This window comes from Shewanella jiangmenensis (assembly GCF_018596335.1).
Taxonomy (GTDB): Bacteria; Pseudomonadota; Gammaproteobacteria; order Enterobacterales; family Shewanellaceae; genus Shewanella; species Shewanella jiangmenensis.
Map to the genome: position 1 here is coordinate 256,082 of NZ_JAHEPS010000005.1, position 19,709 is coordinate 275,790.

Here is a 19,709-nt window from a genome sequence, read left to right on the forward strand (position 1 = left end):
AGTGGTAACTATTACAATGACTAAAGCAAACAGCTACACCAAGGAAGACCTTATTGCCTGCGGCCATGGCGAACTTCTTGGTAAAAACTCTCCCCGCCTGCCTGTCAGCAACATGCTGATGATTGACCGTGTGGTCACCATCAATGACAACGGCGGCGCGTTCGGCAAAGGGGAAATCGTAGCCGAGCTGGATATCAATCCAGATCTGTGGTTCTTTGGTTGCCACTTCGTGGAAGATCCTGTGATGCCGGGCTGTCTGGGCCTTGACGCCATGTGGCAGTTGGTGGGCTTCTTCCTGGCGTGGGAAGGTGCACAGGGCAAGGGGCGTGCGCTCGGCGTTGGTGAAGTGAAATTCACCGGCCAGGTGCTGCCGGGCACCAAAAAGGTGACCTACAAGCTTAACATCAAGCGCACTATTCACCGTAAGCTGGTGATGGGCATTGCCGATGCGACTCTGGAAGTGGATGGCCGTGAGATTTACAGCGCCACCGATCTGAAAGTAGGCGTGTTCAGCGACACCTCTACCTTCTGATCTGCTGCCAAGGCAACCTCGCAGCTTAACAGCGACAGACTCAAGGCCGAAAGTGCCTAAAGTCGCGAGCTACAAGCCCTGAGCTACAAGCCCTGAGCGACAAGTCCTGAAACGATCAACACCGGCCATGGCCGGTGTTGTTGTTTATGGCACCAACGCAGTGCCGATAAAAATGCCCCCGTCTCAAGAGGGCAAAGTATGCGTTGCATTACTTGGAAAAGAGCCCCTGTATTCGCCCGTCAACTCCTTCGCGCCAGCCTCCCAGCCATTGTGAACGCGAATCAAGGTTACTATACGGGCACATTTCTTTGGAGCGGCCACCAACACCGGCCTGAAACCCTTTGGAAAAAGCCCTGTCCATACGATCTCGTTTTTGTCTCTTCATGCAAGCGTCCTCTGTTCTACAAAACAAGAAGCAACAGCTTCACCCCTAGAAATAGAACTTTTTGCCGTCGAGATCAATCAAAAAAACCGCCGATCTTAGCGCACAAATATTAAGCTATTGAGACAATGCAGAAAAAAAATCGGGGCCATTTTCGGCCCCGATTTCAGTCATACGCTTTTATGTCCGCCGTTAGTTTACTCGGCGACGCAGCCACACCAGTGGCAGCAGCAGAAGACCAAACAGGGTCGCAGCGCCCTGGCGCTCGTACTTCTCGCCACCGGTGTTTTCATCCACCGCGGTGCACGCTGTGCCGGTTGCCGATGGCTCAAGCACCACAGCGCGCGGCAGGTAAGAGGTCACAGGGTTACCGTTGCCATCGAGCTCAAACACGTACTTACCGTTTTCTACCACTGGCAGGCCTTTGTCATCTACCTTATAAACCGGTTTGCGGATAAAGGCAGTACCCACGATAACGCCAGCCTCGTTGATGCTGTTGGCTTCAACGATTTGGATATCAGAGTTGTAGGTCAGCGTCTTGCCGGTGGCGTCAACCACTTCGACCTTGTGACGCTGCCAGTTGCCGTTGGCGGCCTTTTCAAAACCCTTGGACTCACAGGTCAGCAGGTTATTGAGATTGGAGAACTCACCGCCCTCTTTGGCATTCTTATCAAACAGGAAGCCAGCTTTTGGACGTGGCTTTTCTTTATCATGGGTGGTTTCGATATAGCCGACCACCTGATCCAGATTGTTGATGTCACGCGGGCGGCTCGACAGATCGGAGGCCACCGGATAGAAATCGTTCGGTACAACCACAGCAGGCGTAGCCGCCTTGGTGTCGAAGTAGAAGAACTTATCCCGTGGATAACCACCTATGTAAGAGCGGTACGAGCCAACCAGAATGCCATTGTCGTTGATGCCGTAGGCAATCGAGCTTTGCACTTCATCCACGTTGACCACAGGCACCCAGTTGTACTGGTAACTGCCGTCTTCTTTACGGGTCCAGTAGGCGGCATCCATTCGGAAGTAATCGCCGTTGTCGTTACGGTTAACGTGCGAGCGACCGACTACAGTGCCGTCGGCATTGATACCAAGGCCCTGAGCAACATAAGTGAAGTTTGAATCAGATGGAGGGGTTAAGCCCAGCGGCAATTCGGTGCCGGTCACAGTCTCAGCGCCGAGCTGCCATACGTAAGCGCGGGTCTGATACTGAATGTTGCGGCTGCCGGAGGCATTGGGATACTGCTCCTGCTGAATACAGATATCCAGCGGCAAGGCGTTTTCGGTGCCGACGCTGTCCAAACAGGCCTGAGCGCGCTCGGCGCCAAACTTGGACAGGCCGGTACTGGCATAACCTGTCACCCGCTCGCCATTGATGGCAGAGGCGGATGAACTGCCGCCAAGATAGGCTTTCTTGTTGGTTTCACCGGCCTTGGTGCTGGTGTATTCCACATAAGGTGGTGGCAGCGCGATTTCGGTGCCATCGGCCTTTTTCACCACGGCGCGCAGTTCAAAGTCACGGTAGTACCAGTATTTTTGGTCGGTAATGGTACCGACATAGGTCACCTTTTTCTCAGGTGCCGTCATCGAGCCAACTTTGGTGCCATCTTCGCCGATGCCGTAAAAGTAGGCGTCAATTGAGTTGATGGACTCAGGCACACTCGGATCTGTGTCTTTCGGATCTGTGCTGCCATTGACGCTTTCAAAGGTTGGCAACCAGGCTCCGGCTGCGCCATTGGCGGCAGCGGAAAACGGGAAGTTGTTGGCCACAATCGGGCTTAAGATGGAGTAAGTGATCTTCTCTTCATCGGCAATGCCGTCGTCCGGATCAATAAGACCGCCTTCCACGTCTTCAGTCGACAGTTTTTTACGGCCCTTGGAGATCCCCACCATTTCATTGGCACTGTTCACGCCCATGGCGTAACCGTTACGGGTACCTTCGAGGTTACCCTTCAGATCGTAGTCCTGAAGGTTTTTGATTTCGTAAACCGGCGCGGCATGAGCACTTCCCAGTACTCCAATCACACCGACTGCTACCAGGGACAAAGCCTTTTCCAACTGTAACTTCATTAATAACTTCCCATATTTAACATTGGTTTACTTCATTGACTCGAGTTCTTCCCAACGCTCGAAGTAAACTTCCAATTGTTGTTCTTTCTCGCCCAGCACCTTAAGCCGTGCGTTTACTGTATCCTGCGCCTGGGCATAAAAATCCGGCTGATTGACTTCCTGCTGCAGCGCCTCGATTTCGGCTTCAAGCTGCTCCATCAGTTCCGGCAGTGTATCCAGTTCGCGCTGCAATTTGTAAGTCAGCTTCTTTGCTGGTTTTACATCAGCTTGCTGTTTTACCACAGGTGCCTGAGCTTGGACACTCTTTTGACCTTCAGGTTCCGCGGCCGCGCTGTAGAATCTTGCGCCCTGCTCCACGGCATCCTGATAGCCGCCGACGTATTCGGCCCAGCGGCCATTACCGGCGTACCACCAGCTGCTGGTCACGGTATTGTCGATAAAGGCCCGGTCGTGGCTGACAATAAGCAAGGTACCATCGTAATCGGTGAGCATCGACTCAAGCAGCTCCAGGGTCTCGATGTCCAAATCGTTGGTTGGCTCGTCGAGGATGATGAGGTTTGCCGGACGCAGCAGCAAGCGCGCCAGCAGCAGGCGGTTTTTCTCGCCACCTGAGAGCGCCTTCACCGGCGTGCGTGCGCGGGCAGGCGAAAACAAAAAGTCCTGCAGGTAACTAAGAATATGGCGGTCGCGGCCATTAACAGTAACCATCTGCTTACCCTCGCCGACGTTATCTTCCACCGTCTTTTCTTCATCGAGGGTTTCGCGGTACTGGTCAAAATAGGCCACTTCCAGCTTGGTGCCGGCTTTAACCACTCCGGACTGGGGCTCGAGCTGACCGATAAGCAGCTTTATCAGGGTCGACTTACCGCAGCCGTTGGGGCCGATAAGGGCGATGCGGTCACCGCGCATCACGTTAACCGAGAAACCGCGCACCAGATCTTTGTCGGCCAGGTTGTAATCGAGCGCCTTCACATCAAACACCAGCTTGCCGCTGCGCTCGCCTTCGGACACCGCCATGCTGACGTTGCCCTGCCGGTTAAGCCGCTCCTTGCGCTCCATACGCAGCGCTTTGAGGGCGCGGACCCGACCTTCGTTACGGGTGCGGCGCGCCTTGACGCCCTGACGGATCCACACTTCTTCTTCGGCCAGTTTTTTATCAAACTGGTTGTTGGCCTCAGCTTCAAGACGCAGCCATTCGGCCTTGCCTTCAAGATATGTCTGATAGGAACCTGGCCAGGAGGTGACCACACCGCGGTCAAGGTCAAGAATGCGGGTCGCCATCCGGTTGATAAAGCCGCGGTCGTGACTGATAAACACAATCGCGCCCTTGTAGCTCAGCAAAAATTGCTCGAGCCACTCAATGGTGTCGATATCGAGGTGGTTGGTCGGTTCATCCAGAAGCAGCAGATCCGGCTCACTCACCAGCGCCCTTGCCAGCGCCACTTTGCGCTGCCAGCCGCCGGAGAGTTCGTTGAGCGGATGATCCGGGTCAAGCCCGAGGCGTTTGCAGTGGGCCTGGATTTTGGTGTCGAGCTGCCAGGCATTGAGGTGATCAAGCTTGGCCTGCAGCACTTCCATTTCTTTCAGCATCCGCTCCTGCATCACCGCATCGGCGGTGGCAAGGTCATGCGACAGCGTATGGTAGCGCTCGAGGGTTTCGCCGGCATCTTTCAGACCCTGGGCGATATAACGATAAATGCTGCCCGACTCGCCCTTTGGCGGGTCTTGCTGCAGGCGGCTGATGCGCACATCGGTGGCGATATTGAGTTCGCCATCGTCCATATGCACTTCGCCATCAAGAATTTTCAGCAGGCTGGATTTGCCTGCGCCGTTACGGCCAACAATACACACCCGTTCGCCGGCTTCGATACTGATATCGGCATTTTTTAACAGAGGGGTGTAACCATAGGCCAACGAGCCATTGGTGATACGAACCAGACTCACATCAGACTCCTTTGAAAACCATCACGTCATCGAGGCCAAACGGCCAGCCAAGCTCGGCGCCATCCGCAGTGCGATACAGCACCGGGATCCTGACACCGTAGCGCTCGGCCAGCGCCTCATCATCACAAATATCCACCGGGGTAAAAGCAACGCCTGCTTCATTCAGCACGGCCTCGGCCAAATGGCACAAATGGCAGCCCTCGGTGTGATACAACACAAACTCAGCCATGGGTCACCAGCCAGCAGTTATGGATCTGCGGGTTACGGGCATAGTCCATCGGCAACACTTTATCGTCGATGTTGACTGCTACCAGGCCTGCGGCTGCCAGTGCGTCTTTGTCCATTTTGAACTTGCGCTTGTTGTTGGAGAAAATAATCTCGCCGCCGTCACGCAACAGCGCCTTGAGCGACAACAGCAAATCCACGTGATCGCGCTGCACGTCGAACGAATCTTCCATCCGCTTGGAGTTGGAGAAGGTCGGCGGGTCGATAAAAATCAAATCGAACTTATCGTTGCAGTCGCGGATCCACTGCAGGCAGTCGGCCTGCTCAAACTTGTACTGGCGACCAACAAGACCATTGAGCACAAAGTTATCCTTGGCCCAGTTAAGGTAAGTGTTGGACATGTCGACCGTGGTCACAGAAGAAGCGCCACCCTTGGCAGCGTGCACCGATGCCGTGCCAGTGTAGGCAAAGAGGTTCAGCACATCACGGCCCTTGGATTTTTCGCCAACGAGCTTACGGGTCAGGCGATGGTCAAGGAAGAGGCCGGTGTCGAGGTAATCGGTCAGGTTAAGCTTAAAGCGGCAGCCATACTCTGTGGTGATAAGCTCAAGCTTCTCGCCATCGAGTTTCTGGTACTGATTGGTGCCCTTCTGACGCTCACGGGTCTTGAGCACGATATTTTCAGGGTCGATATCAAGCGCACGTGGCAGCGCCAGCAGCACGTCGGTCATCCGCCGTTTGGTCACAGACTCAGGGATAGCGGAAGGCGCGGCGTATTCCTGCACCACAATATGGTCAAGGTAGCGGTCAACCGCCACGTTGTATTCCGGAATATCCGCATCGTACAAACGGTAACTGTCGATACCTTCACGCTTGGCCCACTTTTCGAGCTGCTTCACGTTCTTTTTCAGACGGTTGGCAAAAGGCGCGCCGATTTCGCCGCCCTGACCTGCCTGGTCAATAGGAATATCACGGCGGGTACTGGTGGCGTGCAGGGTGTACAGGTTAAAGGCACACTCCAGCGCGCCGTTGTACATCTTCATCTGCTTGTCGGCTTTAAGCTTAAGGGACGAGACCAGCTCCATATCGCTGCATAACAGACCCAGTTTCCAGCCACCGAAGCTTTGCTTGAACTTTTCGCCAATCTGGAAGTAGAGCTGCAGCAGACTGGTGACGTTGCCCAGACGCTCACCGTATGGCGGGTTGGTCAGCACCATGCCTTCGGCCTCGGGCGGCTCGATATTGAGCACGTTAACCACTTTAAAATCGATAAACTCAAACACGCCGGCGGCGTTGGCGTTACGTTTGGCAAGCGCCACCACGCGGGAATCGATGTCCGAGCCGTAAAACTTAAGGGTGCAGCGGCTCTTGCCCAGGGAGGCACGGGCCTTGGCTTCTTCAATAATTTGCTGCCACAGCGCCTTGTTATGGCTGTTCCAATGCTCAAAGCCAAAACGCTCGCGTAAAAGGCCTGGCGCCATATCACAGGCCATCATGGCCGCTTCAATCAGCACAGTGCCGCTGCCACAGAAAGGGTCGAGCAGTGCCACTGGCGACTCGGCCCAGCCACTGCGGTACAGCATGTTGGCGGCAAGGTTTTCTTTCAGAGGCGCTTCGCCTGTGTTACCGCGATAACCGCGCTGATGCAGAGCTGCACCGGAGAAGTTAATGCCGATGGTGATTTTGCTGCGGCCGTAGTGGGCGTCGATACGAAAATCCGGATTACCCTTCACCACGTCAGGACGATTCAGGTCATCGTCGCGGAAACGGTCGACCACCGCATCCTTGATTTTCAGCGCGCCAAACTGGCTGTTATTGATAAAACCGCCGGTGCCGTGAAAATCGATACTGAAGGTCGAGCGATTGGAAAAGTGCGATGGCCAATCAATAGTGTAAGCTGCGTTGTACAGCTGCTCGGCGCTCTGGCACTCAGTATTGACCAGAATAAGCACGATACGGCTTGCCAGCCGTGTCCACAGGGTAATACGGTAGCCCTGCTCCAGACTGGCACTGAAATAAACGCCGGCGACGCTTTCGCGAATGTCATAGGCGCCCAGCGTGTCAAGCTCTCGGGCCAGTGCGTATTCAAAGCCCTTCGGGGCTGCAGCAAAAAAATTGAACATCGATGGAATGCCTGCAGAAAATCAAAGGGCACATTATACCTGCTACCCCCCTTAAAAGATAAGTAATCTTGATTGGTGCAGCGCTTTGGAGCACGTTAGTAACCAAGAAGCATCTACCTGCAGGGGGCGAAGCAGCGCCCTAACCCATACCGCCACTGCGCAATTTGGCACAAACCAGTCAATTTTGGGTAAATATGCCGCATATCGCGGTGTATTTGGTCAGTCACACGCAAAAGCGACAAATTCCCTTGTAATTGAGTTTCAGGATGGTTATAGTTCGCCCCGCTTCGACGCTGATGGCTGAAACAGACCTGAAGTGACAAAGCAAAAAGCAGTAAAAATCGGACGCGGGATGGAGCAGCATGGTAGCTCGTCGGGCTCATAACCCGAAGGTCGTCGGTTCAAATCCGGCTCCCGCAACCACTTCCTTTATTACGAAGTAAAACTGATAAACACAATTCGGACGCGGGATGGAGCAGCATGGTAGCTCGTCGGGCTCATAACCCGAAGGTCGTCGGTTCAAATCCGGCTCCCGCAACCACTTCCTTTATTACGAAGTAAAACTGATAAATACAATTCGGACGCGGGATGGAGCAGCATGGTAGCTCGTCGGGCTCATAACCCGAAGGTCGTCGGTTCAAATCCGGCTCCCGCAACCAACTTTCTGGCTGACAGAAAGACTCAAAATAAACAGCAGACAATTCGGACGCGGTTAAAGCAGCATGGTAGCTCGTCGGGCTCACTCTCTAAAAAAGAGTCGAGGGTCGTCGGTTCAAATCCGGATCCCGCAACCACTTCACATCGAGAAGCAAAAACGATAGTCACAATTCGGACGCGGGATGGAGCAGCATGGTAGCTCGTCGGGCTCATAACCCGAAGGTCGTCGGTTCAAATCCGGCTCCCGCAACCACTTTCAAATTCTTTCCGCTTATTTCCGCTAACTAAAAAACTTCCTGAGAGCACAGTGCTTTCATGACCTCATTTGGTTGTCGCCTATTTCCGAAGAAGGTCGTCGGCGTGTGACGCCCAGTTCAAATCCGGCTCCCGCAACCAACTTTCAGATTCTTTCCGCTCATTTCCCCTAACTAAAAAACTTACTGAAGGCACAGCGCTTTCATTACCTCATTTGGCTGTCGTCTATTTCTCAAGAAGGTCGTCGGCGTGTGACGCCCAGTTCAAATCCGGCTCCCGCAACCACTTTCTCATGCTGATCCACTTCCCTGCTCTATCTCAGCCTGCCAGTTCACTCGGCATAATAACCTGCGTTGCCCAATTCTTTTCTGATATGCCAGTTATCATGATGTGATGCAGGCAGAGCAATAAAAAGCACACAGGCAAAACTGTGTGCTTTTATGCGAAGCTTCAACGTCTTTTTAAAGCGCTACTTTCTCATACTCTGCCATCAGACTCCGCCGTTAAAACGGATTCAGGCTGTAGCCTTGCTGCGAAAGAATCGCGTGGGCCGTCATGGCCGACAGTGACATCTCAACGCCGTCGTACAGGAGATTGTTGTCGATGCCAAAATGCGCAGCGGTTTGGCCACATACCATCACCCGCACGCCATTTTTCATCAGCGCTTTCAGCAGCGACGCATTGGCATTGCCACGGGCAAGCTTTTTGAAATGGGCTTCGTCGGAGAGCACATCAAATACCGCTTTGCCGTGCACGACCAATGCCAGGCGAATATTTTTCGGGTCAACACCCGCAGCAACATGCATGTTAAGAAAACGCGCCATGCTGTCGAGGGTACGATTCACCTCACCGGCCTCGCTCTGTGCGGCGACATCAAATACCACTTTGAACTGCTGATCCCGTGGCACAGGAAAGGTTTGCTTTACCCGTGACGCCACTTCGCCGTAGCCTTCAATCACGGGGCCCGAGCTGAAATCTGCCGCCCCAGCCGGCACTGTTATACCGCCAATAAGCACCGACAGCAGCATGGAACCCAGTGCAATTAAACGCCTTCCCATCTTTGGCAGTTTCATGGAACCTCCATCAATTGAGTTGTTAAATATTTGTAATTGCGACTTGAGTTTGACATAACCAAGGGCTCGGCTCAAGTCAGGATTACCATAAACATCAGACACATGCCGTAACGTAACGACACGTCTGCAATGTCAATCGGAATGAAAATCCCGGCCGATGCCGGGTTGTACCGCGCTAGCTCTGGCGGATAGTGCTGCTGTTAGCTATGGCATTAACACTGCCGCTGCTTGATGCCATCAGCCGCCTGGCAGCCAGACAGCCAAGCCACAATGCAAAGAGGGATCCGCAAGGCACTATGCAAAGAGGGATCATCAAGGCCCTATGTCTTAGCGAATTTTCGCTCGAGTGCCGTACCAAGCAGACTGAAGTAACCAAAAAGATACGTCGCTATCTCATCAAGATGCCACGCGTCAGGAAACGCGCCGTGGGGCATTTCGCCCCAGGAAGGTTTGCCCGAGCCTGAAACGCCAGAACCTGAAGTATCAGCGTCGAAAGTGCCAGAGTCGTACGCGTAATTGCCAAAAGCGTCGGCCACACTGTGATGGCTTTGCAGCAAGCCTGCGCCCGCCGACAGCAGTTCTTTTGATATCGCCTCGTTGGGAGCGGCGCCGCACACCAAAAAAGGACTAATCAGCCTGGATGGCAGGATTTCACCACTGTCCCGGTCAATCTCGTCATACGTGCCGTGGCGCTGGATAGTCGCTTCAAAGGCACGCGCCATCAGCTCCGACGGATGGGCGAAATAGAGCCGGCCAAACTGGCTGTCCAGCGCAATGGCACGGCGCACATAAGGATGTGACTCTTCACCATCGGCCGACAAAAAAACCTGTGCAAACAGCCGTTCAAGACATTGATTGAGCGGGTGCGGCTTAAGCTTTATATCCTTAAGCCAGCGCTCTGTGGCAAAGAGTGCCCTGGATGATGATTGCTGCTCATCGGCAAAGGCAACATCGGCCAGATGATGATCGAGCGCGTGCCAGTATTCATGGGCAAGTGCACCGGCGCCGGCATGTTTGGCAAGGGCAAGCGTGCGCTCCATAGGGGCATAATGGGCCATCACCCCTTCCCGCCCGCCATGGCCATAAGCAAGATTAAGCCGTTCAGACAGACCTATGACCGCAGGCGACAGCTTGAGCACCAGCGCTAAATCCGCCAGCGCATCAAACATCAGATTGGCGGCGATGAGCGACTCTTCGCTGCTGACCCAGCGGCCAACCCGCACGTGCCCAAGGCCAAAGTGCTGCTTTACATCCAAAAACGTGACCTGCTCGCCGCCGCGGTGATCCGGCCCGCGCCGGGAAAACTGAAGCTGCTTTGCCATTCGCTCAAGCTGCATCGGGACCTTCCTGCCGAAAAACGTCGCAAAGATGCATCGACTTAATCCAAATCAACAACTTCACCGAATACCTAAGCAAAAACATAAACGGAGTCGACATCAGCTGCGCGCTTAAGCACGTGCTTACGGCAGGTGTTATGCACGGTTGATATCACGTTTAACCTCAAATCCTTCGTCTGTGACCAAGGTCTCCAGCACCTCAATACGGCCCTTAAGCTCAGCAATCTCGGCACGCAGCGCGCTGACCGTCTTATCCTGCTGCGCGCTTAATTCGCGGTGGCTTTGGCGGATATCACTCAGTTTCACTATCATGCCGGCAACAATAGCGATGGTTGGAATAAGCAAAGCAAGCATGGCAATGTTCATAAAGGCTCCTGACAGGGCTGCGCCTTGAAATTGGTTTACAGGCCTTGGTCAATTAAGACCGTATCGACGAGCCCATTATGGCGCAGACGAAGCCTCAGGCCAAAAAACAAAGCGCGCCACCTTGGCGCGCTTTGGTAACAAGCTGTGTTGAGGAGCAAAGCAGACTTATCTCGTTACCACAGCACATTACAACCACATCACATCTGCTGCAATACCGCGTGAGCCTTACATGTAGGCACGCTGGAACGAATCGCGCGACTCTTTAATGTAGGCTCTTGCCTTGACCGCGTGCTGCTCCCACAGTTTACGGTCATCCGCTTCGCTGAACGGATTCATCTCGGGTGACACAGAGCGCTCGAAGCGGTCGAAGAAAGTCAGTACCTGAGCCGTTATCTGATTAAAGCGCTCTTTATAGCCCTGGGTATTTTCAAGGTAGGATGAGGTGCGCAGCATATACTGCACCAAATCGGTTTGACGGCGTGCTTCTACCAGCGAATCGGCACGGCGTTTAATGTTATCGCGCACCCGTGAAATCACATTGCGGCGCGCCGCTTCATCTTTACTCATCAGCGCCGCGTAAATCTCCTGATTCTGCCCAAGGCCGCCGTATTTCAGGGTCTCGGCCATAAAAAGCTCAAGGTCATTACGGAATGAATCCGTACTCTTTAAAATCACCTGCAGCTCGTTATCAAGCGCCGTGGTTCTGGCAAGCTCGCGCTCAAGCTCCGCCATAAATTTCTCGGCTTTTTGATAAATGGCGAGGCCATTTTCGCGGGCAAACTTTTTATCGTTGCGGCTCAAATCACCGTTTTCGATATTGGAGTTATCGAAAGTGGCCGCCAGAAAGGATTTGAATGGCTCGGCAAAGGCCGTGTACGTGCCGGCGCTGACCACGTTTAACGTGGCGCCAACCAAGTCACCAAAGGGTTTCACCATCGAGCTTAAGCGCACCTGCTGCAGCGGCGAGGCAACCCGTTTGGTGTCGCTGAGGATACTTTTGAAGGTGTTATACACCAGCGGGTTTGCCATCTTGTTGCGCTCGGAAGTGGCAAGCACAAAGGTAATGGTCGAGTAAATACCGTTGGCATACTCAAGGTACTGACGCTGGGTATCGAGCTGATTGGCAAAGCCGTTTGACAGGGTATCAATCGAGTCAGACTGCAGCTGATAATCCTGATCTTCTTTGATTTTCTCCAAAATGCCGGAGAGGATTTTCTGCTCGTTCTTCTGCAGCGCGGCATTCAGCTGAATTTTGCTGATGCTGACATCATCTATGCTGACTGAGCCGTTCTGGGTATCGACATCAAGGCGCAGATAGCGGCTCGCTGCTTCATCGATGGCAATGCGTCTTGCCTGAAAGCTGCCATCGCCCCCTTCCTGCTCGATTACCGCCACCGGATTCCAGATACTGTCGAGGCGGCCACCGTCGGAGCTGTACAAGCTTATCCGATATCGGGTCTGGGGCGATTCAGGGCGGATCCACAGCTCAAGTACCCCGGCTTCTGACACAGGCTGGCCGCTAATCATCACACTGGTGCCGGGGCCACAGCGCAGCGCCGCTTCGCCAGTGCGCGGGGTGGCATCTTTTCGGTCGCAGCCGTAAACGAACGACCACTGCGGCGCGGTACCTGTTTCAAAATCACTGGAAAACACCGCTTCCACCCCATGGGCACTCGCCACAGAGCCAAGCATACAAAGCGCCAGTACGTGAGTTTTCATCTGTTAATTCGCCTGCATCATTGCCATTGGCCCCGAGGGCCGGATCATCAGGCGCAAATCTAGCAAATTCACATCGAAAACAAAATGCTGCTTTACCGTTTGGCGCGCATAAAAGCAAAAAGACGCACAGGGCGTCTTTTCTGAGGGAATTTGAGGTGCGCTAAGCTACGCTCAGGCCGCCGCAATCTGGCGATGACGGGTCAGCTCATGCAGGCGGTTATGCATCACCTTGATGATGTCAAACTGGGACAATATTTTACCGTCACCCAGTTCGCACTGTTTGCCAAGCACAATCACCATGGCAGCCTGCAAACCGTTTTCAACCACCATCACCAAATGCCGCTCACCCTGGCATTTAAGTTCGAATACTTTACCCACATCGGCAAATACACACACATCACTGGCATCAAAATACCAGGATTTGGGCATTTGAGGTTTCAGCATAAAGGATGCGGCAGTTGCATTGAGTGCTATTTGTACAGCAGCGGCATCGGTAATTTTCAGGCGCTTTTGCATACGGTCGAGCAGGTCTATATAGAACTTGGCGTGCTCGACGCTAAATTCCATATTATCCAACGCATCCGGAATAAGGAGCTTGGCTTTGTAAGGAGTCAGAAATTCCATTTCCGAACCTAACGACACGCTTAGAACACCGTAAGCATCGTTATATCTCCATTGCCAATCCGTTTGTGGCATTAATAACATAACGTATACCTGTAATTAAGTTTACCAAAGGCATCATAGTAGATTATTTATCCAATATCAAAACCTTTTTCCTTGCAATATGACTGGGTTAACAATGTGTTATCTGGATCTTTTGATCCTGTTTTGCGATCGTTTCAGATCGCCAAAAACAAAAAAGGATCGCAAACGCGATCCCTTTGATTAATATTTATGCTTATTTTGAACTGTAAGCATCCACTATATCTTTAATTAACTTCGGCCCCTGATAAATAAAGCCAGAATAGATCTGAACCAGAGTTGCACCCGCGTCTAATTTTGCCACAGCATCCTGCGCAGAATTGATCCCGCCCACCCCAATAATTGGGATCTGGCCTTTAAGCTCGGTGGCGAGCTGTTTAATTACCTTGGTCGACAATTCAGTCAATGGTTTACCGGAAAGACCACCAGTTTCATTGGCATTGGCAAGACCACTTACGCCGTCACGGCTTAAAGTGGTGTTGGTGGCAATCGCCGCATCAAAGTTATTTTTAATCAGTGATTGAGCGATGCTGGCAATTTCATCTTCTGTCAGATCAGGCGCAATTTTGAGTGCAATCGGCACATATTTACCGTGCTGTTTGGCAAGCTCAGTTTGCTTGGCCTTCAGGGATGAGAGCAGATCGTCCAGCAGATCGCCATACTGCAGGGTGCGCAGGCCCGGGGTATTTGGCGAGGAGATATTTACCGCGATGTAAGCCGCATGGGCATACACTTTGTCCATGCAGATCAGGTAATCGTTTTTACCCTCTTCTACCGGCGTGTCTTTGTTTTTGCCAATATTCACCCCAACCAGAATGTCGGTCTGTTTCGCTTTGAGGTTTGCCACCAGATTATCAACGCCTTTGTTGTTGAAACCCATGCGATTGATGATGCCCTTAGCTGGCTTTAAGCGGAACAGGCGCGGCAAGTCGTTGCCTGGCTGAGGACGCGGGGTCACGGTGCCCACTTCCACATGGCCAAAGCCCATGGCGTGGAATGCATCGATGGCTTCGCCGTCTTTATCAAGCCCCGCCGCCAAACCTACCGGATTGGGAAAGGTGATCCCCATGCAGGTAACAGGTTTGTTTGGGATCTGCTGGGCGTAAAACGCCGTCATCGGAGTATTGGCGGTGCGTTTAAGGCTGCCTATGGCCAGGTTGTGGGCTCGCTCAGGATCCATCTGGAACATGATTGACTGCGCGATTTTGTAAAACATTGGATCTCCTTGGATTTTAATGTTTGTTACTTAAGAGGCCAGGCTGCCTGCAGGGTAAGGCGCACAGTGTACAGCAGCACTGTGTTTTTGGCCAAAAAAAGCCCCGGCATCTGCCAGGGCTTGATTGGGCTAAGCGAGCTTACTTCTGACCTTCGCAGTGAAGGATCAGCAGGTTCAGCTCACGCAGAGCGACCGAGAACTTGGCAAATTCATGACTTTGCGTCGTCTTGAAGTCAGCCAGCATGTGGAACCAACGCTCCAGCAGTGCACGGTTGGCGTCGATCCAGCCTTCAATGATGGCATCGGCGCTGCAGGTTTCACTGCAGGTACGCAGTACGGCCGAGCTCAGGGCACGCTGCTGCCAATCCAACTCTTCGCGGAAGGCGGCGCGGGCCAGAGCCTGCCAGTGGTTGGCCACAGGCTGGGCGCTGATCTGCTCAAGGAACCAGTGCAGCTCAACCTTGGCACCGAGCTTGAAGTAAGTCTCGGCCACCAGCGATACCGGCTTGTTCTCACTCTGGGCGATTTGCGCAATGTCCAGCGACGAGAACAGGGTGCTCATGTTGGCAATCACATGGGCCACATCGTGAGATACCTGCTCTTTTTCAAGGGCATGGATTTCAGCTTTGATGGCTTCCACTTCTTCGGCAACCATGTACTGATGTACGTTGGCCTTGAGTTCATCAAACACTGGCTTGAAGAAGGCCACAGTTTGCTCGATACCGAGGTTACGGTTGCGATGACGCAGGAACCAGCGACAGGCACGGCGCACGTTACGACGCAGCTGGTGCAGCATTTCCATTTGCACCACCGCAGGTACCACACCACTCTGGCTGGTGATGGCCTTGGTAAGATCAGCCAAACCAAAGACTTCGCGAGCCATAGTGTAACAAATGGCCGCCTCGGCCACTGTGGCACCGGTCTCATCCTGCATGCGCTGAACAAAATTCAGGCCCATGTCGTTCACCAGTTCGTTGGCGAGTGACGTGGCAATGATTTCACCGCGCAGCGGGTGGCTCGTCATCTTGTCGGCATACAAACCCTGCAGCTTTTTCGGGAAGTAGCTGATAAGAAGCTTCGACAGGAAACCGTCTTCGGTGATTTCTGGCGTCAGCAGCTGCTCTTTCAGCACCATCTTGGCGTAGGCAACCAGTACCGACAGCTCAGGACGGGTCAGCGGCTTGCCGGCGGCCAAACGCTCTGCCAGTTCGTCGTCAGATGGCAGGAACTCGAGCGCGCGGTCAAGTTTACCTTCTTTCTCAAGGTAATGAATGAAGCGGATTTGCTCTTTGAGCTGCTCAGCGCCGCGTACCTGAGTCACAGAGATGGTACGAGTCTGATCTTTACAGTCCTGAATAACGATGTCGCTGACTTCGTCGGTCATCTCTTCGAGCAGGCGGTTACGCTGCTTCAAAGTCATTTCGCCCTCGGCCACCATGGCGTTCAGCAAAATCTTGATGTTCACTTCGTTGTCAGAGCAGTCCACGCCGCCTACGTTATCCACGAAGTCGGTGTTCAGACGACCGCCGTTCATGGCGTATTCGATACGGCCAAGCTGGGTACAACCAAGGTTACCGCCTTCGCCGATGATCTTGGCGCGTACATCACGGCCGTTAACACGCAGACCGTCGTTGGCGCGATCGCCCACTTCGGCGTTGGATTCGCGCGATGACTTGATGTAGGTACCGATACCGCCGTTCCAGATGAGATCCACTTCCATTTTCAGAAGCTCTTTCATCAGCTCGGTTGGGTTCATGCTGGCCTTGTCGGTACCCAGCATGGCCTTGATTTCAGGCGTCAGGGTGATGGACTTGGCGCTGCGCAGGAAAATACCGCCGCCCTTGGAGATAAGGTCGCGGTTGTAATCATCCCAGCTGGAACGTGGCAGGTTGAACAGGCGCTCACGCTCTTTAAAGGTTGCAGCTGCATCCGGCGTCGGGTCGATAAAGATGTGCATGTGGTTGAACGCAGCAACCAGACAAGTGTGCTCAGACAAGAGCATACCGTTACCGAATACGTCACCGGCCATGTCACCAATACCCAAACAGGTAAAGTCGGTGGTCTGGCAATCCACACCGATTTCGCGGAAGTGGCGCTTGACCGATTCCCAACCACCTTTGGCGGTGATACCCATCTTCTTGTGATCGTAACCGTTAGAGCCGCCTGACGCGAAGGCGTCACCCAGCCAGTGGTTGTACTCGATGGAGATGGCGTTGGCGATGTCAGAGAAGGTGGCGGTGCCCTTGTCGGCGGCCACTACCAGATAGGCATCGTCTTCATCGTGGCGAACTACGTCGGCAGGCGGCACGATTTCACCGTTGATGATGTTGTCGGTGATGTCCAAAAGACCGCGGATAAAGATGCGATAGCATTCCTGACCCTCGGTGAAGATGGCTTCACGGCCGCCGTCAACCGGTGCCTGTTTACACACGAAACCACCCTTGGCGCCCACAGGCACAATCACGGTGTTTTTCACGTTCTGTGCTTTTACCAGACCCAGCACTTCGGTGCGGAAGTCTTCGCGGCGATCGGACCAGCGCAGACCACCACGGGCCACTTTACCGCCGCGCAGGTGCACGCCTTCAACCCGTGGGCTGTAAACGAAGATTTCGAATGCAGGCAGCGGCTTTGGCATCTCGGGGATCATCTTGGGGATGAACTTGAAGGAGATGTAATCCTTGTTGTCGCCATCGGCCTTGGTCTGATAGAAGTTGGTCCGCACTGTGGCGTTAATCAGATCCAGATAGCGGCGGATAATGCGGTCATCATCCAGGCTCGCCACGTCATCCAGACGCAGGTTCAGTTGCTCTTTGAACTTGGTCAGGGTGCGGGTCTTGAGTTTTGGATTGAACTTGCGGATGAACATCTTCACCAGCAGATCGGCAATCTCAGGGTAACGGGCAAAGGTCTGCTCGATATAGGCCTGGCTGAAGGTGGCGTCAATCTGGCGCATGTACTTGGCGTAGGCGCGCAGGATAGACACTTCACGGCCGGCAAGACCGGTCGACAGCACCAGACGGTTAAAGCCGTCGTCTTCAAGCTTTTTGTTCCACACCTGATACAGGGCGTTCTGGAAGCGGTCCTGGCTATCGGCGAGGTTTTCGGTGTTGCCACCGGTTACCATCATCAGGAAGTCCAAAATCCAGAAGGTGGCGCCATCGGGAGTTTTCACTTCGTACGGACGCTCGTTGATCACGCGCAGGCCGAAGTTTTCCAGCATCGGCAGCACGTCTGACAGGTGGATTGGCTCGTCTTTGTGGAACAGCTTCAGGCGTACCTTGTTGCTGTTGATGGCGGCTTCCTGTGGCTGGTAGAACAGCATGCCAAGCTTGTGCTCTTCATCCAGAGACTCAAGCTGGGCAATGTCCACCACGGCGGCATTGGGCAGCACGTCTTCTTTGTAAGAGCGCGGGAAGGCTGTCAGGTAGCGCTTGGACAAGCGGTTACCCTTCTCTTCACCCTTGGTGTGGTTGAGCGCGGTGTACAGCTTGTCTTCCCAGCTGCGGGCGGCTTCAATCAGATTGTTTTCAATGGCTGCCACATCTACATCCATATTATTGTTATCGACTTTTACTATGTAGTGGGTTCTGGCCAGAATGGACTCAGAGAAGTAAGTGGTGAATTCCACTTCTTCTTTGCTCTGGAAGTGCTGGGCCAGAATGCGCTGGGTGTCCTGACGCAGCTTGGTGTTGTATCTGTCTTTGGACACGTACACCAGGCATGACAGGAAACGGCCAAAACCGTCTTTGCGCACAAACAGCTTAAGCTTGTCGCGCTCCTGCATTTCCAGCACGCCATGAGCCACGTGGGCCAGCTCCTCGTCGCTCGACTGGATGATTTCATCCCGTGGCAGGTTTTCGAGGATGTTCACCAGCGCCTTGTAGTCGTGTGAACGCGGCACCAGGCCGGAGTTATCCAGCACGCGCTGTACTTTTTGCGCCAGCAGCGGGATTTCACGCGGGCTGCGGTTATACAGGTTTGAGGCGTACAGACCGATAAATCTGTCTTCACCCACCACGTTGCCTTTCTTGTCAAAGCGCTTGATGCCGATGTAATCGACATAGGCCGGACGGTGCACGCGGCTCTTGGTGCTGCTCTTGGTCAGGATAAGCGGCGAGCTGTCGAGGGCTTCTTTACGGGCGCTGTCAGACAGGCTGGACAGCAGCAGCGACTCGACCTTGTGCTTACCGGGCTTGTTCATCAGACCGAGACCCGATTCGGTGTTGGCGACCAGCTCCATGTCACCTTCAACACGCTTAAGGTCGTACTGACGATAGCCAAGCAGGGTGAAGTGATGGTTGTTCAGGTAAGTCAGGAAGGCGATGGCCTGATCCAGATCGTCTTTGCTGCCGGGGTACGGGCGCTTTGGCAGCTCTTCGATGGTGGCTTTCAGCTTATCAGACATCACCTGCCAGTCGTTTACGGCCGCGCGCACGTCAGACAGTACAGACTGGATTTCATTCAGCAGAGTTTTCAGATCGTCTTCTGAGCTCTGACGGTCAATTTCCACCAGGAACACGGCAACCTTATCGGCGCTGTCCGGGCTGTCTTTGACAAAGCCAACGTTGTCGATACCGGCTTCGGAGCGGCATACCGCCAGTGGCGTGTGCAGCATCATGTGGGCAGTCACGCCCAGACGATTGAGCGCCATACCGAGGGAGTCGGTCAAAAACGGCATGTCTGCCTGCATGACTTCAATAATGGTGTGCGATGACTGCCAGCCGTGTTTGGCCTGGCTTGGGTTGTACACACGCACATGGGTTTCGCCGCTCTTGAGCTTGGACAGGGCATTCCACAGACTCAGTACGGCACCGTAGAGGTCGCTGTCGGTGCGTGCCTGCAAATCGTCTTTCGACATGTGGGCGTAGAGGCAGGTGGCGAATTGTTCAACTTGCTTTGCTTGTGAATTGGGGACTTTGGAATGGATCAGACTGACGACGTTCTCGAGCAGTACTGAAGGCATTGCATCTTTCAAGGCCATGTTGCTGTTTCCTTAAGCGTCTATGGCAGCGCTTTATTCATTTTATGGATGCTTCCGACATATGACCCCGGGCGAGGTTTTGTGACCAAGGTCATGGCGCGAAGTTTATTACTAAACCATGCGATTT

General features: G+C 53.6%; 12 protein-coding genes, 4 tRNA genes and 1 pseudogene. 5 read left to right on the top strand and 12 right to left on the bottom strand.

From position 1 onward, the window contains the following. Positions 1–16 precede the first annotated feature (16 nt). Complete coding sequence (fabA, locus tag KJI95_RS14120) at positions 17–532, top strand: bifunctional 3-hydroxydecanoyl-ACP dehydratase/trans-2-decenoyl-ACP isomerase (protein WP_214507838.1); 516 nt, start codon at positions 17–19, stop codon at positions 530–532. Positions 533–740: 208 nt separating this feature from the next. On the opposite strand, the gene rmf is transcribed toward fabA, so the two are convergent. The 5 genes from rmf to rlmKL all read right to left on the bottom strand — a co-directional run bounded on the left by rmf (position 741) and on the right by rlmKL (position 7,276). Continuing rightward, positions 741–917 (bottom strand): ribosome modulation factor, encoded by a 177-nt coding sequence (gene rmf, locus KJI95_RS14125; RefSeq protein ID WP_214507839.1) that lies wholly within the window; start codon positions 915–917, stop codon positions 741–743. A gap of 189 nt (positions 918–1,106) precedes the next feature. Next, positions 1,107–2,984, bottom strand: a complete 1,878-nt coding sequence (locus tag KJI95_RS14130) for a DUF3466 family protein (protein ID WP_214507840.1) — start codon at positions 2,982–2,984, stop codon at positions 1,107–1,109. Positions 2,985–3,011: 27 nt separating this feature from the next. After that, complete coding sequence (locus KJI95_RS14135) at positions 3,012–4,928, bottom strand: ABC transporter ATP-binding protein (RefSeq protein WP_214507841.1); 1,917 nt, start codon at positions 4,926–4,928, stop codon at positions 3,012–3,014. 1 nt (position 4,929) lies between these two features. Then, positions 4,930–5,157 carry a glutaredoxin family protein gene (locus KJI95_RS14140; RefSeq protein WP_214507842.1) on the bottom strand — a complete coding sequence of 76 codons (228 nt, stop codon included), beginning with the start codon at positions 5,155–5,157 and terminating at the stop codon, positions 4,930–4,932. Next, entirely contained in the window at positions 5,150–7,276 is a 2,127-nt protein-coding gene (gene rlmKL, locus KJI95_RS14145) for a bifunctional 23S rRNA (guanine(2069)-N(7))-methyltransferase RlmK/23S rRNA (guanine(2445)-N(2))-methyltransferase RlmL (protein ID WP_214507843.1), read from the bottom strand. The genes KJI95_RS14140 and rlmKL overlap by 8 nt, the downstream gene beginning before the upstream one ends. 346 nt (positions 7,277–7,622) lie before the next feature. Here rlmKL and KJI95_RS14150 point away from each other — a divergent pair. From KJI95_RS14150 to KJI95_RS14165, 4 genes are all read left to right on the top strand, one after another. Continuing rightward, positions 7,623–7,699, top strand: a tRNA-Met gene (locus tag KJI95_RS14150). A gap of 41 nt (positions 7,700–7,740) precedes the next feature. Beyond that, positions 7,741–7,817 (top strand) — tRNA-Met (locus tag KJI95_RS14155). A gap of 41 nt (positions 7,818–7,858) precedes the next feature. Continuing rightward, a tRNA-Met gene (locus KJI95_RS14160) sits at positions 7,859–7,935 on the top strand. A gap of 174 nt (positions 7,936–8,109) precedes the next feature. After that, positions 8,110–8,186: transfer RNA gene (locus tag KJI95_RS14165), tRNA-Met, on the top strand. A 505-nt stretch (positions 8,187–8,691) separates the two neighbouring features. Here KJI95_RS14165 and KJI95_RS14170 read toward each other — a convergent pair. The 7 genes and pseudogenes from KJI95_RS14170 to KJI95_RS14200 form a co-directional block, all read right to left on the bottom strand. Beyond that, positions 8,692–9,261, bottom strand: a complete 570-nt coding sequence (locus KJI95_RS14170; protein WP_250885836.1) for a DsrE family protein — start codon at positions 9,259–9,261, stop codon at positions 8,692–8,694. Between the two features lie 566 nt (positions 9,262–9,827). After that, positions 9,828–10,583 (bottom strand): annotated as a pseudogene (locus KJI95_RS14175) (CLCA_X family protein); the annotation flags it as partial. 150 nt (positions 10,584–10,733) lie between these two features. Further along, a complete protein-coding gene (locus KJI95_RS14180) occupies positions 10,734–10,964 on the bottom strand; it encodes a hypothetical protein (RefSeq protein ID WP_214507844.1) in 231 nt (76 codons plus the stop codon). 225 nt (positions 10,965–11,189) lie between these two features. Further along, positions 11,190–12,683 carry a BAR domain-like protein A BdpA gene (gene bdpA / locus KJI95_RS14185; protein ID WP_214507845.1) on the bottom strand — a complete coding sequence of 498 codons (1,494 nt, stop codon included), beginning with the start codon at positions 12,681–12,683 and terminating at the stop codon, positions 11,190–11,192. A 171-nt stretch (positions 12,684–12,854) separates the two neighbouring features. After that, the gene (locus tag KJI95_RS14190; protein WP_214507846.1) at positions 12,855–13,388 is read right to left on the bottom strand and encodes a cell division protein ZapC; all 534 of its coding nucleotides are present in this window, start codon (positions 13,386–13,388) and stop codon (positions 12,855–12,857) included. Positions 13,389–13,581: 193 nt separating this feature from the next. After that, the gene (gene pyrD, locus KJI95_RS14195) at positions 13,582–14,601 is read right to left on the bottom strand and encodes a quinone-dependent dihydroorotate dehydrogenase (protein WP_214507847.1); all 1,020 of its coding nucleotides are present in this window, start codon (positions 14,599–14,601) and stop codon (positions 13,582–13,584) included. A 139-nt stretch (positions 14,602–14,740) separates the two neighbouring features. Further along, positions 14,741–19,582, bottom strand: coding sequence for an NAD-glutamate dehydrogenase (locus tag KJI95_RS14200; RefSeq protein ID WP_214507848.1), 4,842 nt, complete (start codon positions 19,580–19,582; stop codon positions 14,741–14,743). Between the last annotated feature and the right edge of the window lie 127 nt (positions 19,583–19,709).